This is a genomic window from Streptomyces sp. NPDC049040 (genome assembly GCF_043197715.1).
Lineage (GTDB): Bacteria > Actinomycetota > Actinomycetes > Streptomycetales > Streptomycetaceae > Actinacidiphila.
The window spans coordinates 361,223-375,883 of the sequence record NZ_JBICTO010000005.1 but is presented as its reverse complement, the minus strand read 5'-3'; the positions used below and the strand labels follow the sequence as shown (position 1 = coordinate 375,883).

Below are 14,661 nucleotides of genomic sequence, written 5' to 3'. Positions count from 1 at the left end.
GCAGGATGGACACCGTACGGCGGCCGCGACCGTGGGAGCGGATCCTGGAGTTCGCCCGGGGACCGGCCTGCAGCCGCTGCACGTCGCCCCGCAGTTCGGGCCGGAGGGATGGCTCGATGTATTCGACATCCAGCAGGAGATGCCCGACCACGTGATGTGCCGCGCAGAGCGCGACCGCCTGGCGACGAGCACGCCGACTCGCTGGACGCACGTGAACAGCCCTACGTCGACGGGACCTTCGACGCCATGTACGCCGTGACCGCGCTCGGCAAGGTCCCCGGGCCGGATCGGGTACTGCGCGAGGAGACACGGGTGCCGGCACCAGGCGGGGCGAGTGGTAATCGGCGAGTTCGTCCACCGGCACTGGATCCCCTTCGGCCGGCTGCACCGGCTCACCGGCGCCATCGGACTGTTCCTGGCACCCGGCCACCCTTGGGCAGCTGTCGTTTTTGGGCTTTGCTGAAAGCAACAAGGGGGAGAGATGGCAGACGACACAGATGTCTTGCTGGAACTGTGGAAGGGCCAGCGTGAGGAAGCCCGTCAGATGGAGAATCAACGGGCAGCGCTGACGACCGTCGTGATCGCAGTTGCTGCCGCAGGGTTCGGCTTCCTCACACAGCAAGGGCCCCTTCGCCCCTCCTCGCTGGGAGTCACACTGCCGATGTTCATGCTCGGAGCCTTCGGGGCTGTGGCCTGTACCAAGTACGGGGAACGATGGGCTGTGCACTACGGGCAGGCCACCGCTTTACATCGGGCGATAGGGCTGCGGCACGGATCTCTGGACCTCCCCGGTCTCGTGGCTGCCAGCCGCGCCGAGCACCAAGCAGAGTTCCCGCGCATCTCGAAAGTGAAGATCTGGGTGCTCTGGGTCGGCCTCCACTCGGCGATCTCAGCCGGTGGTCTGGTCCTGAGCCTCTGTGCACTGCTGTCTTGATCCTCGCCTCGGAGGTGGTCTCCGCGGTGTCGCAGGCCTCGCCGGGCTCGGCGCAGCACGTTCGGGACATCCCAGGCCACCGCCTGGCGACACGTCGACGAGGCCCTGAACGCAGGAAGCATGGCATGGACGCGCAGGTCATCGCCCGGACCGACGGCACACCGCATATTGCGGTTCCCTATACGGGAGGGGTGGCCACGGTGGGGGTCGCCGGGCCCGCAGCGAGGGTGGCCGCCACGTCGGCACGTACCTCCTCCAGGTTCATGGTCGTGTCGGGAGCACAACCCGGGTCCCATTTGTCCTTGGACCACTCGGCATGCGCGATGACCGACCGGGCCGTCCAGCCGTGGTGGGCGAGGATCCCCGCGCTCACCCGCAACGCCGTCCGGTACTGCTCCGGCGACATGTTTCGGGACCCGGAGTACTGGATCTCCATGCCGTAGAAGCGCGCGTTGCCGTCGACCCCGTCCTTGTTGCCGCGGACGGGGTGAAGCTGGCTGGTGTAGTCCTCGGCGATGACATGGGTGAGCGTGGCCGGATCCCCGCCGCCCGCATGGTTCGTCCGGCCCCAGCCGACGAGGTACACCATGCCGTCGAGGCCGACGGACAGGTGGCACAGCGGCCCGGGCAAGTCCGGTCGCCCGTGGTAGAGGGTGCCCTTGGCGTAGGCGACGCCGTCCGCCGCGGAGAGCGCGACACCGGTGTGGTGCCAGACGAATCCGTGCACCGGTCCCCAGGGGCCGACCGAGTTGCGGTTGTGCGTGCGCCAGTGGGACACCTCCGTGTACGTGAGGCCCCACTCCCCCAGTCCCGCGACCAGCTGGTCGGCTGTCATCGGAGCGGCCATGACGCCTCCAAGGTGTCAATAGCCCCCGGACCGCCGGGCCGCGGGGCTGCCGGGCCGGGTGTCAGCCGGCGGGACGGGACTCCGCCCCGTGTCCACAGGGGTGGGCCCTGTCCGGGCCGGGCTCCGAAGGCTCCCCCACGGGGTGAAGCGTGGGGCTCTGGGAGGGCCGGCGGTGCCTCGCCCTCCCGGAACCGCCTGAATTATCCCATCCATAACACCTGACGTGCCCGCACGCCCGGCGATCAGCCGGGTCCACGCGCTGCCGACCGGGGCAGCACGGATGTCGGCGCCGGCTCTCTCCGGCTTTGACGCGGCCTGACGTGCCGGTCCCGGGCCCGACGTCCCTCAGCAGCCGCAGGGGCGGCGTCCACCACGCGGGATTGAGCCGAACGAGTGAAGCTCGCGCACTCTGCTGGTCCGCACGGATCCCTCGCCCGCCAAGCGCCGCAGTGTCAGTCGAGCGTGTCGTAGGCGGCGCGGGCGACGTTCACCTCGTCCATGTGCTCCTCCGCCCAGCCCTTGATGGCACGCATGACCGGCAGCAGCGAGCAGCCCAGTGGCGTCAGTGCGTATTCGACGCGGACCGGGACGGCGGGGGTCACGGTCCGCGACACCAGCCCGTCGCGTTCCAGGTGACGCAGGGTCTGTGTGAGCATCTTCTGGCTCACGCTCGCCAGCCGGCGTTGCAGTTCGCTGTACCGCTGCGGCCCGTCGGCAAGCGCGTTGACGGCAAGGCTGACCCACTTGTCGGATATGCGGTCCAGCAGTTGTCGGGCGGGGCATTCGGCGAGGTAGGCGTCGTAGGTGCTGCTCGCCTCGGCTCGGTGCTGGGCGGCCGTGCGGGTGGGCATGACTCTCCTCTCGGTGCCGTACGCACCATGAAGTGCGTACTTCCTGATGGAGAGTAGCGGTTCATACGGTGTGCGGTATGAACGCTGAAGAGACGATGCGGGCGGTGGTCGCCCGCGGCTACGGTGGGCCCGAAGTGCTCGAGTCGGTGAGGGTTCCGCTGCCGGAGCCCGGGCCCGGGCAGGTGCGGATTCGCGTCGAGGCCGCGACTGTCAACCCCGTTGACCTGGTCACCCGTTCCGGCACGCTCGTCGAAGCCGGACTGATGGCGCCCCGGGAACGCACGGGCATCGGATGGGACGTTGCCGGCCTCGTCGACCGGCTCGGAGCGGGTGTGACCGCGTTCGCGCCGGGGCAGCGGGTGATCGGGCTGCGCGACCTGCTCGACGTGTCGCTGGGCGCCTACGCCGAATGTCTCGTGCTGGACGCAGCGGCCGTCGCGCCGGCACCGCCCGGCGCCTCTGCCGCCGCTGCGGCGACGCTGCCGCTCAACGGCCTCACCGCCCTCCAGTCACTCGACCTGCTCGATCTCGCCGCAGGCGACACCTTGCTGGTGACCGGAGCTGCGGGAGCGGTCGGAGGCTTCGCTGTCGAGGTGGCACGGCGGCGCGGCCTGCGCGTCGTCGCCCAGGCCGGCGCCTCCGACGAGGGGCTGGCGCGAAGCCTCGGCGCCGAATGGGTCGTCGGTCGGGACTCGCGCGAACTTGCGGCTGACGTCCGCCGCCTGGTGCCGGGCGGCGTCGACGGCGCAGTCGACACGGCGGGACTGGGAGTCCGAGCCCTGGCCGCCGTTCGCAGCCGAGGCGTCTACGTCACGGTGGTCGGCGGTTCAACCGCGCCCCCGCTGCGCGGCATCCGGGTCCATCAGCAGTGGATCAGCGCGGACGGGGCCGCCTTGGCCGAACTCGCCGCCATGGACCTGACGCCGCGGGTTGCCGACATCCTTCCACTCGATTGTGCCGCCGAGGCGCACCATCGGCTCGCGGCGGGCGGGATACGCGGCCGACTCGTGCTGGTTCCCTGACCGACTCGGGACGGATCACGCCCGCCGTCGAACGCATCCGGCGTGGTCACCGGAGCGTGGCGATCAGCAGCTTCGCAGCTCACGGCCAAGCGGTGGCGGACCACCCCGCCCGCGCTCTTGGTACTCGGCGGGGCGGCGCACCAGGTCCTGGAGGAGGGTGTAGCCGACGGAGACCACCGCGCAGGTGCGGTCGTGACAGGTGGCGAAGGCGGCGACGGCGCTGCGGCCGACCGCCCGTTCGCGACGCGTACGAGGGTCCGTGCCGAGGATGGTCGAGGTCAGGGCAAGATGCTGCCTGCTCACAGGCGGGTGTCCAGGAACTCCCCGAGCTCGGTCCGGGCCATCGGACCGCTGCCCGCCCCGATCACCTCGCCCCGATCGATCAGTACGAAAGAGGGCGCGCCGGTGACCCCGTACCGCCGTACGGGGCCGGGGCACCTTGCGATGTCGGCCCGCACAACGATCAGCCGGCCCTGGTAGGCGTCCGCCACCTCCCGCACCAGGGGATCCATTTCCCTGCATGCCGCCGCGGCCTTGGGCCACACCCCGTGGAAGTACGCGAGGACGGGGACCTCAGCCCTCGCCAGGACGAACTCGAACTCGGCGTCTTCCTGGGGTTGATGGACCCTGTTCGCCATCGGCGCTCCTCGACCTCCACTCGGTGCGACGCAGCGATGCCTCCTGCCGCAGATCACAACGTAGACCCTGCGTCGACGATCACGATTCTCCCCGGGGGTGAGTTCAGGTAATTCCCCAGGGCTCCGGCTGGCGCTTGGCAGCCTGCCCGACGTGACCTTGGGAGCGGTCATCCGTGTGCCCTGCTGCCCGGCCCGCTCGCCTCGGGCCCCATCCTCGTCCGCCTGGCGGGCCGACCTTTCTGTGTCCTGGATGTCCGGACGAGGTGGCGCGCACGATCAGCGGGCGAACAATACGACCGCCTCCGCCATCCCGGCGCCCGCCCGCACTTCGGCGGACCCGACCCCGGGGGTCGTTTCTTCCGCAGCCGTGCCGCGCTCGCCACCGGTCCGGGTGCGGATCAAGTCCGCAGATGCGGACGCCGGCCCCCTGGTCGGGCTGGGTCTGGCCGCCGACGGGACGGTGCAGGTGCCGCCCCGTCGCGACCGGCGCCGTGCGCACCCGACGCATTGCGTGACCCTCCGACTCGGCGGCGACGCATCCCCCGCGTCCGCTGCACGTCGGCCACGGGACCGGTCGCCGTACGGGTGCGTTCATACGGCATTGACATCATGTGGCAGCCGCCATTGCATGCGCACGTCACGTCCGATCGGGATTCGCAAGGACCCCTCGGGCCGCACGGGCGCAGGCGTGTCCGCTGCCAGGGCCGCCCCACCGGATGTCAGGAGAAGCACTCATGGCCAACGTCGATCGCCGAAGGTTCCTGCAGCTCGCCGGGTCCACCGCCGCCGCTTCCGTGCTCACCGGCGGTATCGCCAGAGCCGCCGCGATCCCGGCAGCCACGGGGACCGGGACGCTCCAGGACGTCGAGCACGTCGTCGTCCTGATGCAGGAGAACCGCTCCTTCGACCACTACTTCGGCACCCTGCGCGGCGTCCGCGGCTTCGGCGACCCGCGTCCGGCCACGCTCCCCAGCGGCAAGACGGTCTTCCACCAGGCGAACGCCTCAGGCCACGAGACGCCGCCCTTCCGGCCGGCCGCCGACAACCTGGGCATGCAGTTCATCCAGGACCTCGACCACAGCTGGTCCGGCACCCACCAGGCGTGGAACGGCGGCAACTACGACCGCTGGATCCCGGCCAAGACCACCACCGCGATGGCCTACCTCACCCGCGAGGACATCCCCTTCCACTACGCCCTCGCGGACGCGTTCACCATCTGCGACGCCTACCACTGCTCGATGCTCAGCTCCACCGACCCCAACCGCTACTACATGTACACGGGTTACTCGGGCAACGACGCCAAGGGCGGCGGCCCGGTGCTGGGCAACGAGGAGAAGGGCTACGGCTGGACCACCTTCCCGGAGATCCTGGAGAAGGCGGGCGTCTCCTGGAAGGTCTACCAGGACACCGGCACCGGCCTTGACGCCTCCGGCAGTTGGGGCTGGACGAGCGACGCCTTCATCGGCAACTACGGTGACAACTCGCTGCTCTACTTCAACCAGTACCGCACCGCCAAACCCGGCAACCCGCTGTACGACAAGGCCCGTACCGGCACCAGCGTCAAGACCGGCGGCGGCTACTTCGACCAGCTCAAGGCAGACGTGCTGGCGGGGAAGCTGCCCCAGGTCTCCTGGATAGCCGCCCCCGAGGCGTTCTGCGAGCACCCCAACTGGCCCGCCAACTACGGTGCCTGGTACGTCTCCCAGGTGCTGGACGCACTGACCGCCGACCCCGACGTGTGGAGCCGTACGGCCGTCTTCCTCACCTACGACGAGAACGACGGCTTCTTCGACCACGTGGTGCCGCCCTTCCCGCCCGCCTCCGCCGCCCGCGGCCTGTCCACCGCCGACGTCACCCAGGACCTCTACACCGGCGGCCTGTCCGGATACGCCGCCGGGCCGTACGGGCTCGGCCCGCGCGTGCCGATGCTGGTCCTCTCACCGTGGAGCACCGGCGGCTGGGTGTGCTCCCAGACCTTCGACCACACCTCGATCGTGCAGTTCATCGAGAAGCGGTTCGGCGTGCGCAACCCGAACGTCTCGCCCTGGCGCCGCGCGGTCTGCGGCGACCTCACCGCCGCGTTCGACTTCACCCGAAGCAACACCGCCGCACCCGCGCTCCCCGGCACCGGCGGCTACGTCCCGCCGAACCACAACAATCCCGGCAGCTACGTCCCGGCCCCGCCGGCGACCGGTACCGTGCCCAGGCAGGAGCCGGGCCTGCGCAACGCCCGCGCGCTGCCCTACAACCTGGCCGCGGACACCGCCCCGGTCAGCGGGCGCATGCAGTTCACCTTCAGCAACCTCGGCTCGGCGGGCGCGGCCTTCCTGGTCACCTCGGCGGTGCGCTCCGACGGCCCCTGGCCCTACACGGTCGAGGCGGGCAAGACCCTCGCCGACACCTGGGCGATGCCCGCCGCCGGCTCCCGCTACGACTTCTCGGTCTACGGCCCGAACGGCTTCCTGCGCCGGATGGCCGGCACGGCCGGCTCGACAGGCCCCGAGGTGACCGCCAGGCACGACGCCTCCACCGGGCACGTCACCCTGGTGTTCGCGAACCCCGGCCCCGCCTCGGTCACCTTCACCGCCACCGACGCCTACGCCCCCACCCAGCACTACACGTACACCGTCAAGGCGGGCGGCTCGCAGAGCGTCCCGAACTGGGGCGTCGCGGCCGGCAACCGCTGGTACGACATCACCGTCACCTCCGGAACGGACGCCGCGTACGTGCGCCGCTTCGCCGGCCACGTGGAGACCGGCACCCCGAGCACCAGCGACCCGGCCACCGCGACCACCGCCTGACCGCCCGCCCGGCTCGTGTTCTGACCGGTGTCCCGCCTCCTGACACCCTCGCGGTCATGCCGGACACTCTTCCCCTCCCGGGCCGGTCACGGGTGAGCCGGCCGGGTCCGGCGTCCGTATCAAGGAGGGCGGCCACCTGATCAACACGCCGCGGACCGGGCACAGGAGACTGGGCGCATGACCTCTGAGGGCTATGTGACGTGTCCCGAGTCCGCGGCGGCGCCCGGTGGTGGTGCCGCCGCCGACGGCTCGGCGAAGGATGCCGCCGGGCCCGCCGCGGCCTCGTGGGCGCCGGTCGCGGCGCTCACCCTGGGGATCGCGGCGCTGGTGGGCAGCGAGTTCCTGCCGGCGAGCGTGCTGCCGGCGATGGCGTCGGACGTCGGTGTCAGCGAGGGCACCGCGGGGCTCGCCGTCGCGGCGACCGCGGTCGCGGGCGCCGTCACCGCGCCGACGATCGCGGTGCTGCTGCCTCGCACCGACCGCAGGACCGTGCTGATCGGCCTGCTCGCCGCCGCGGTCCTGTCCAACGTGGTGGTGGCGGTGACCCCGAACTTCCCGCTGCTGCTCGCGGGCCGGCTGCTGCTGGGCGTCGCCATCGCCGGTTTCTGGTCGTTCGCGCTCGGGGCCGGTACGCACGCGGCGCCGGGGCGCGACCATGTGGTGTCCACGAGCCTGGCGCTTGGCGTGAGCGCGGCCACCATCATCGGGGTGCCGCTCTCCTCCGTCCTCGGTGACGCGGTGGGCTGGCGGCCGGTGTTCTGGGCGGCCGCGGGCCTGAGCATGCTGGCACTGCTCGCGGTGGCGACGACCGTGCCGCCGGTGCCGGCGCAGCCGGGAGCGGGGCTCGGCATGCTCCGGCAGGCCCTGGCCAACCGCCGGCTGATGGCCGGGGTGGGCTGCATCGTGCTGGTGGCCTTCGGCAACTTCGCCGCCTATCCGTACATCCGGCTCGCGATCGAACGGGTCACCACGGGCAGTACGGTCTGGCTGCTGCTCGGCTGGGGTGTCGGCGGTCTGGCGGGCAACCTCGCCGCCGGCGCGCTCGCCCGCCGCCTCGGGCTCGCCGTGGTCGCCGCGCCGGCCCTGCTGGCCGCCAGCCTGCTGGTGCTGGGGACGACCGACGGACTGCCCGCCGCGACCGCGGCGATCGTCGTCTGGGGCTTCGGCTTCAACATGGTGCCTGTCGCCACCCAGTTGTGGGTGGCGAGCGCCGAGCCCGAGCGCGTCGAGTCGGCTCTCTCCTTGCAGGTGACGGCCTTCCAGGTGGCCATCACCGCCGGGTCGGCGATCGGCGGGGCCGTGGTCGACGACGGCGGGGTGCGGGCGGCGCTACTGGTCGGGGCCGTTCTCGCGCTGGCGGGCAGTGTCGGCTTCGCGGCGGCGAGCCGTCCCCGGGCGTGAGCGCCATGCCTGCGGCGAGTCGCCGTGGTAGGCGGAGAACGCACGGCTGAAGGCCGCGGCCGAGCCGTACCCCACGGTGAAGGCGATCCGCTCGATCGGCCGGTCCGTCCCGGTGAGGAGGTCCCGGGCGTGCCGCATGCGCACCTCCCGCAGGACCTGGGCGGGGCTGCGACCCAGTTCTCGGCGGAAGCGCTCGCCGAGCGACGAACGGGACAGGTGGGCGACCCTGGCCATGCTCTCCACCGTCCAGGGGCGCCCGGGGTGCGCGTCGAGCGCCGACACCAGCGCGGTGAGCCGCGCGTCGGAGCACTGCCGCCCGCCCTCATCGAGTGCCTGCACCATCGCGGCCTGGATCAGCCCGCCGTAGCTGGCGGCGAAAAGCGGCTGCCCGAGGCGCGGGTCAAGGGGGCAGATCCGCACCAGTTCGGCGATGCCGCGGTTGCTCCCCGCGAAGTCCCGCGCCACCAGCGGGCTGGGCAGCGGCGGAACCGCCCGCAGCGTGCCCACCGCGAGCTCGGCCCGCGTCAGCGCGACAAGCCGGTAGGTGCTTCTGGCGTCCACGTGGAAGGCGTCCCCGGCGTGCAGCGCCTCGACGCCCGCCGCGGTCTCCAGCCGTACGTCGCCGTCCAGGACCAGCGCCCAGATCGCGCCGTCCGCCCCGTCCAGCCACTCCCCTGGCTCCAGCCCGCGGACCGTCACTGCCGCCATGTCCCACGTCGGCACACCGCCCACACCGCTGCCGGGCGCGGCGCCCCCTTCCACCGTCGTCATGCACCGTCAAGCGCTCGGGCCGCGCGCGCTATTCCGCCGGAGGGCGGCAAGGGGGTCCCAGGCTTGTTCCGGACCAGCGCGCCGCCCGGTCGGCGGCGCGCCGGATCTGAGGGGGAGACATGGCCAACGGCACACCAGGAGCGCCACCGCCCGGGAACGGCGGCCCCGACGACGCTCCGACCTCCTACTACTTCTCCGCGGCCGGTTCCTGGCAGCCGCACGGCCCGGAGCACCCCGCCGTACCGCCCGCCACCGGGGTCCAGGGGCCGGCCCCGGCCACCTACTCGACCTACACGAACGCGACGGCCGACGCGCCCGCGTGGTCCCCGCCACAGGCGTGGGGCACCGCACCCCACCCGCCTGGCTGGGGCGCCGGCGGGCCGTACGCGCCGCAGGCCCGGGGCCCCGCGGGACCGTACCCACCGCAGACCAGGGGTGTCGGCGCACCGTACCCGCCACCGGCGTGGGCCATGGGGGCGCCACCGAGGCCGCCGCGCGCGCCGGGTGACTGGCCGTCCGTCGCGGAATTATGGGCGCAGACGCCCGGATGCCTCGCCGTCGGACTGCTGTTGCTGCCGCCCACCATCCCCCTGCTCCTGCTGTACGCCATGGCCCGATCGGCCCGCCACCATGCCCGCGCGGTGTTCGCCGGCCTCCACAGCCCGCTGGCCGACCCCGCCCTGTCCCGGGCGAAGACGACCAGGACGGTGCTCGCGGCACTGGCCTCCACCGCCTTCCTGCTCCTCTTCGGGGCCAGGAAGGACTACGCGGAGGCCTTCGAGGGCGGTGCCGTCCGGCTGATGATCGCTCCATGGCTGCTCGCGGTCACCGCACCGCTGGTCGTCCACCTGCTGATGCGGTGGGCGTCGGTGGACGAACGCCGGCGGATGCGGGCGAGCTTCCGCATCCCGCTGGCAGCCCTGGGCAAGTACGTCGTCGGACTGACGGCCGTTCCGCTGCTGGCCCTGCTGGCCTACGTGACACCGAAGTGGCCGGGGTGGTCATCGTTCCACGCCGTCGCGCTCAAGGTGGCGCTCGGCGCGTCACTGGCCTGGGCGGTCACCTTCACCCTCTTCGCCTCCAGCCTCGTGGTCCGCAGCGGCTTCGGCATCGGGCGGATCCACCAGGCGCTGCCTGCCCTGCTGACCGCGTTGCTGGTCTGGGAGTTCGTACCGGTGGCCGCGGTGCTGTCGGGTCTGCCGCCGGGTCCGCTGGTCCTCTCCCTGCTGTCGATGTTCAGCGGGCCGCTCTCGGTGACGGCCGTGGCGTGGTGGGAGGTTCACCTGCTGACCACCCGGCACGGCGTGGTCCTGCGGGCGTGAGGGGAGTGACGGGTCGGAGCGTGGCCTCGACCCATCGTTCTGAACCCACCGAGCCGACAAGGGCACTACTGTTCGACTGTGATCAACATCGACGGAACCCGCCTCGGGGTCGAAGCCGCCCGCCGCCTGCGGCAGGCCGACTGCTGCACCATCGAACCCGGTCTCGGCGACGACGAGTTCGAGCGCATCGAGGCCGACTACGGCATCCAGTTCTCCGACGACCACCGCGCCTTCCTGGCAGCCGGCCTGCCTGTGGGCTCACCACCCCAAGCGGGCGCTGCCTGGGAGAAGCCCTGGCCGGACTGGCGCAACGGCGACCCCGACGAACTCCGCGCCCAGCTCGCGTGGCCGGCCGATGCGGTGCTGTCAGATGTCGAGCACGGCTACTGGCACGCCTCGTGGGGCCCGCGCCTCACAGAACCGCAGCACGCCCGGGCCGCAGCAGAAAAGCACCTGGCGTCTGTGCCCCGGCTGGTACCTCTCTACGCGCACCGGTTCCTTCCCTCAGGTGGCGGAACCCATGGGCACCCGGTCCTGTCGGTCTGGGGCACGGACATCATCTACTACGGCGAAGACCTTGCCGACTACATCAGCCACGAGTTCGACGCGGGGCACGAACACTCCGGACCCTGGAACCCGCGGGCCACCGTCGCCTTCTGGCGGGACTTCGTTCAGTAGTCCATGACCGTGGGCGGGGCTCGCAGCCCTGAGCGCCGGGGCCGTCCGGTAGGGCAGAGGGACGGCTGGGGTGTTCTGCCGGCAGCAGAACACAGGCCGGACCGGGCTCGACGGTCACTACAGTCCCATCTCATGACGACGATGACGACGCGGACGGTCGAGTACCCGGCCGACGGTCTGACGATGATCGGGCACCTCGCGCTCCCGGCCGGTGCCGACCGCCGGCCCGCGGTGCTGCTCGGACCGGAGGGCATGGGGCTCAGCGACGTCGAGCGCCGCCGGGCCGATGCTCTCGCCGAGCTGGGATACGTAGCGCTGGCCTTCGACCTTCACGGCGGGCGCTATCTGGGTGAGCCCGAGGAGATGCTGGCCCGTTGCCTGCCGCTGCTCGCTGATCCCGACCGGATGCGGGGCATCGGCCACGCGGCACTCGACCGGTTGCGCGCCGAACCGCGGACCGACCCCGACCGGATCGCCGCCATCGGCTACGGCACCGGGGGCGCCATCGCGCTGGAACTCGGACGCGACGGCGCCGACCTGCGCGCGATCGGAACCGTCAACGCAACCACCACGGGCCGAGCGGGCGAGGCCGCACGTATCCGCTGCCCGGTGTGGGCCGGGGTCGGATCGGAAGACCCGATCATGCCGCCCGCGCAACGGAACGCGTTCACCGCTGAGATGCAGGCCGCCGGCGTCGACTGGCGCCTCACGATCTACGGCGGCGCCCTGCACGCCTTCCACCACCCGCCGGTCGACCACCCCACAGTCCCCGGCGTCGGCTACCACCCACGGCACGCGCAACGAGCCTGGCACGACGTCGTCGACCTGCTCGCCGAGTGCCTGCCCTTGGCGAAGGACCTGGAGGCATGACCTGGTCCAACACGCCGGCGCCGGGCCTGGTCAGCGTCGGGCACTGACAGCCCCTCGCCTCGAGTCCGCACACAACGCGCATGTCTCACCTGGGCGCATCATGCCCTGGAGAGCCGTGTGGCACCATTCCGCAATGAATGAGGACACGCCGAACTACGCTGCCCGCTGTCTGGCCGTCTGGGAAGGCGAAGGCCCGCCAAGCGACATCACTGCTGGTCAGACCTATAAGGAGCTCTACGGGCGCTTCGTCTGGAGTGGCGAACCGCACGAGATCCACTGCCCGAGCGAGCCTCCGACCGAGCCCATAGCGGCGTATGCGGCGGCGTTGCTGGAGCGGTGGCCCATCCCCATTGGGGAAGTCGATGACCATCCGATATGGGATGACGGACTGGTCGGCAACGAGACGGGCCCGCTGATCTACTTCGCTGTGCGGTGGAACATGGCCGAGAAGGTTTCGGCGTTCGCAGCTCAGGTCGCGGCGTCCATGGGGCTGGTGTGCTTCGACGTCTCGCGCGGGAAGCTGCTGTCGTAGGGGGCACCTGTTCTGGGCATGCGGCGGCGGCAGATGATGCAGCATGCGAGTTCCAGGAGGGCCTGGTGGAGGTCGGCCCGGCGTTCGTAGCGGGTGCGGAGTCGTTTGAACTGGTGGAGCCAGGCGAAGGTGCGCTCGACGACCCAGCGGGTTTTGCCCAGGCCGGAGCCGTGGGCGACGCCGCGTCGGGCGATGAGGGGTTTGATGCCGCGCTTCCACAGCAGGCGGCGGTACTTGTCGTAGTCGTACCCACGGTCGGCGAAGAGCCGTTTCGGTCTGTTGCGGGGGCGCCCGTGCAGTCCCCGTATCGGCGGGACGGCGTCCAGCAGCGGTATGAGCTGGGTGACGTCGTGCCGGTTGCCGGCAGTGACCGAGACAGCGAGCGGGGTGCCGTGCCGGTCGACGATCACATGGTGCTTGGATCCGGGGCGGCCGCGGTCGACGGGCGAGGGCCCGACGTGATCCCCCCTTTGAGCGCCCGGACGTGCGAGCCGTCGATCGCCCAGTCATCCATGTCCAGCAGCCCTACGCCGCGCAGTTCGGCCAGCAGCGTGCGGTCCAGGGCCGGCCAGACGCCCGCTTCAGTCCAGTCGCGCAGTCGGCGCCAGCTGGTCACACCGGAGCAGCCCACCACCTGAGGGGGGACATCACGCCAGGCCACACCCTTGCGCGGCACGTAGATGATGCCGGCCAGCGCCACCCGGTCAGGCACCCGCAGCCGCCCCGGATGACGACGCCTGCGCGCCGGCCCAGGAGGCAGCAACGGCGCTATGCGCGACCACAGTTCATCCGACACAAGATCAACAGACATCCCACAGAGCCGGCCGACGACCACCACCACATGCGAACCGACACACCGATCTCATTCTGAAACGATCAGTGCCCCACCGATTCCTTTGTGCCTCACGCATGGTCGGTACTCACGGGACCCCGCTGCGGGAGTCCCGTGACGGAAGGGAAGAACGTGACGAAGTTGAATGCCGCACTACGCACACTGGCCGTGACCTCAGCCGCTGTCGGGGCGGTGGTCGCAGGCACGGTCAGCGCCAGCGCGAACGCGTCGACCGTCCAAGACTGGGGTGTGGTCGGTGAGGACGGCGGGGAGACCGTCCACTTCGACAACTGCGCGGCCAACATCCACGCCGGGGTGGACACGGCCGACTCCGACAAGATCTACGCGCGCGCCATCTTCCTCCTGCCCACCAGCAGCAGGGGGCGGGCATGCAAGGGCTGGTTGCAGCGCTCGCAGTACGGTGGCCCGTGGGAAAGGGTCGGTGACGTCCACAGCGGCGGGACCAGCAGCACCGCCTGGTACTTCGCCGACGGCAACTACGGATACACCGTGCGCGTCTGCGTCGGCGACCTTCTCGACCCGTCCGTCTCCTACAGTTGCGGAAGGGAGTGGACACTGGTGCTCTAGTAATTCCCCCAGAGACAGGCGAGGGGCCGGGTCCCCGGGGGATCCCCGAGGCCCGGCCGACCGCTCCAGGGACCTGAGCCGCAGTGGATCGAGGCCACGGCGACCGGCACCTCGGGGTTTCGAGTCCACCAGTAGCCGCTCCCGCATCTCCGTGGTGATGCCGGGCCGCGCTCGCGCGTGGGAGCACCGGCGAATCCCCACCGCCGTGCGTCGGCGTGGCCTCGACCACCCGCGTCCGGGAGAAGCTCCTCGCGCATCGCCACTCCGTGGAGGCCCGCCATGTGCGCGGCCAGGCGGGCCAAGACGTCCACGTGAGCAGTCGGGTTCCGCCCCAGCCCCGACAGTTGCGGCTGCTTGAGATCGACCATCAACCAGCGTTCACAGTCCCCAAACAGCAGCGTGCACAGCACTCCCCCCGACTGCCCTCCAGGGCAAGCCCCTGGCCTGCAAGTTGTCCGTAGCTCGCCGCAACGTCGGCTTGCGCTGGCAGACCTTGGCACCATCGAACGCGGCGCCACCGCGGCCTGATTTCGAGGTGCCTCAGGCTGACTCGAAGCTGGGCCTCGCCGGCGCC

Annotated in this window: 14 protein-coding genes and 1 pseudogene; 9 read left to right on the top strand and 6 right to left on the bottom strand. The window is 71.3% G+C overall.

Annotated elements, in window-relative coordinates; translation table 11 throughout:
* The first annotated feature begins 481 nt into the window (after nucleotides 1-481).
* Nucleotides 482-934, top strand: coding sequence for a hypothetical protein (locus ACGFMP_RS17360; protein ID WP_393673249.1), 453 nt, complete (start codon nucleotides 482-484; stop codon nucleotides 932-934).
* A 178-nt stretch (nucleotides 935-1,112) separates the two neighbouring features.
* Here ACGFMP_RS17360 and ACGFMP_RS17355 read toward each other — a convergent pair whose 3' ends face one another.
* Nucleotides 1,113-1,781, bottom strand: a complete 669-nt coding sequence (locus ACGFMP_RS17355) for an N-acetylmuramoyl-L-alanine amidase (protein WP_393673248.1) — start codon at nucleotides 1,779-1,781, stop codon at nucleotides 1,113-1,115.
* A gap of 452 nt (nucleotides 1,782-2,233) precedes the next feature.
* Nucleotides 2,234-2,632 (bottom strand): winged helix-turn-helix transcriptional regulator, encoded by a 399-nt coding sequence (locus ACGFMP_RS17350; protein WP_393673247.1) that lies wholly within the window; start codon nucleotides 2,630-2,632, stop codon nucleotides 2,234-2,236.
* A 77-nt stretch (nucleotides 2,633-2,709) separates the two neighbouring features.
* Between ACGFMP_RS17350 and ACGFMP_RS17345 the strand changes: the two genes are divergently transcribed.
* Nucleotides 2,710-3,654, top strand: coding sequence for an NADP-dependent oxidoreductase (locus ACGFMP_RS17345; RefSeq protein WP_393673245.1), 945 nt, complete (start codon nucleotides 2,710-2,712; stop codon nucleotides 3,652-3,654).
* A gap of 63 nt (nucleotides 3,655-3,717) precedes the next feature.
* Here the strand turns inward: ACGFMP_RS17345 and ACGFMP_RS17340 are convergent, their stop codons facing one another.
* The gene (locus tag ACGFMP_RS17340) at nucleotides 3,718-3,957 is read right to left on the bottom strand and encodes a hypothetical protein (RefSeq protein ID WP_393673243.1); all 240 of its coding nucleotides are present in this window, start codon (nucleotides 3,955-3,957) and stop codon (nucleotides 3,718-3,720) included.
* Nucleotides 3,954-4,292, bottom strand: coding sequence for a thioredoxin family protein (locus tag ACGFMP_RS17335; protein ID WP_393673242.1), 339 nt, complete (start codon nucleotides 4,290-4,292; stop codon nucleotides 3,954-3,956). Before ACGFMP_RS17335 ends, ACGFMP_RS17340 begins: the two co-directional genes overlap by 4 nt.
* 734 nt (nucleotides 4,293-5,026) lie before the next feature.
* Here ACGFMP_RS17335 and ACGFMP_RS17330 point away from each other — a divergent pair.
* Together ACGFMP_RS17330 and ACGFMP_RS17325 are read left to right on the top strand one after the other, a co-directional pair.
* Complete coding sequence (locus ACGFMP_RS17330; protein WP_393673240.1) at nucleotides 5,027-7,093, top strand: phosphocholine-specific phospholipase C; 2,067 nt, start codon at nucleotides 5,027-5,029, stop codon at nucleotides 7,091-7,093.
* A 177-nt stretch (nucleotides 7,094-7,270) separates the two neighbouring features.
* A complete protein-coding gene (locus ACGFMP_RS17325; protein ID WP_393673238.1) occupies nucleotides 7,271-8,494 on the top strand; it encodes an MFS transporter in 1,224 nt (407 codons plus the stop codon).
* Here ACGFMP_RS17325 and ACGFMP_RS17320 read toward each other — a convergent pair.
* The gene (locus ACGFMP_RS17320) at nucleotides 8,423-9,265 is read right to left on the bottom strand and encodes a helix-turn-helix domain-containing protein (RefSeq protein WP_393673237.1); all 843 of its coding nucleotides are present in this window, start codon (nucleotides 9,263-9,265) and stop codon (nucleotides 8,423-8,425) included. The two genes, ACGFMP_RS17325 and ACGFMP_RS17320, sit on opposite strands and share 72 nt — an antisense overlap.
* A 119-nt stretch (nucleotides 9,266-9,384) precedes the next feature.
* Here ACGFMP_RS17320 and ACGFMP_RS17315 point away from each other — a divergent pair, with 119 nt between their 5' ends.
* The 4 genes from ACGFMP_RS17315 (at nucleotide 9,385) to ACGFMP_RS17300 (ending at nucleotide 12,667) form a co-directional block, all read left to right on the top strand.
* Nucleotides 9,385-10,587, top strand: coding sequence for a hypothetical protein (locus ACGFMP_RS17315; RefSeq protein ID WP_393673236.1), 1,203 nt, complete (start codon nucleotides 9,385-9,387; stop codon nucleotides 10,585-10,587).
* Between the two features lie 78 nt (nucleotides 10,588-10,665).
* Nucleotides 10,666-11,265, top strand: coding sequence for a hypothetical protein (locus tag ACGFMP_RS17310; protein ID WP_393673235.1), 600 nt, complete (start codon nucleotides 10,666-10,668; stop codon nucleotides 11,263-11,265).
* Between the two features lie 132 nt (nucleotides 11,266-11,397).
* The gene (locus ACGFMP_RS17305) at nucleotides 11,398-12,135 is read left to right on the top strand and encodes a dienelactone hydrolase family protein (protein ID WP_393673234.1); all 738 of its coding nucleotides are present in this window, start codon (nucleotides 11,398-11,400) and stop codon (nucleotides 12,133-12,135) included.
* Nucleotides 12,136-12,268: 133 nt separating this feature from the next.
* Nucleotides 12,269-12,667: a hypothetical protein gene (locus ACGFMP_RS17300; protein ID WP_393673233.1), complete on the top strand. Its 399-nt coding sequence runs from the start codon at nucleotides 12,269-12,271 to the stop codon at nucleotides 12,665-12,667.
* A gap of 17 nt (nucleotides 12,668-12,684) precedes the next feature.
* On the opposite strand, the pseudogene ACGFMP_RS17295 reads toward ACGFMP_RS17300, so the two are convergent.
* Nucleotides 12,685-13,478: pseudogene (locus ACGFMP_RS17295) on the bottom strand (IS5 family transposase); the annotation flags it as partial.
* A 153-nt stretch (nucleotides 13,479-13,631) separates the two neighbouring features.
* Between ACGFMP_RS17295 and ACGFMP_RS17290 the strand changes: the two are divergent.
* The gene (locus tag ACGFMP_RS17290) at nucleotides 13,632-14,087 is read left to right on the top strand and encodes a hypothetical protein (protein ID WP_393673232.1); all 456 of its coding nucleotides are present in this window, start codon (nucleotides 13,632-13,634) and stop codon (nucleotides 14,085-14,087) included.
* The last annotated feature ends 574 nt before the right edge of the window (nucleotides 14,088-14,661 follow it).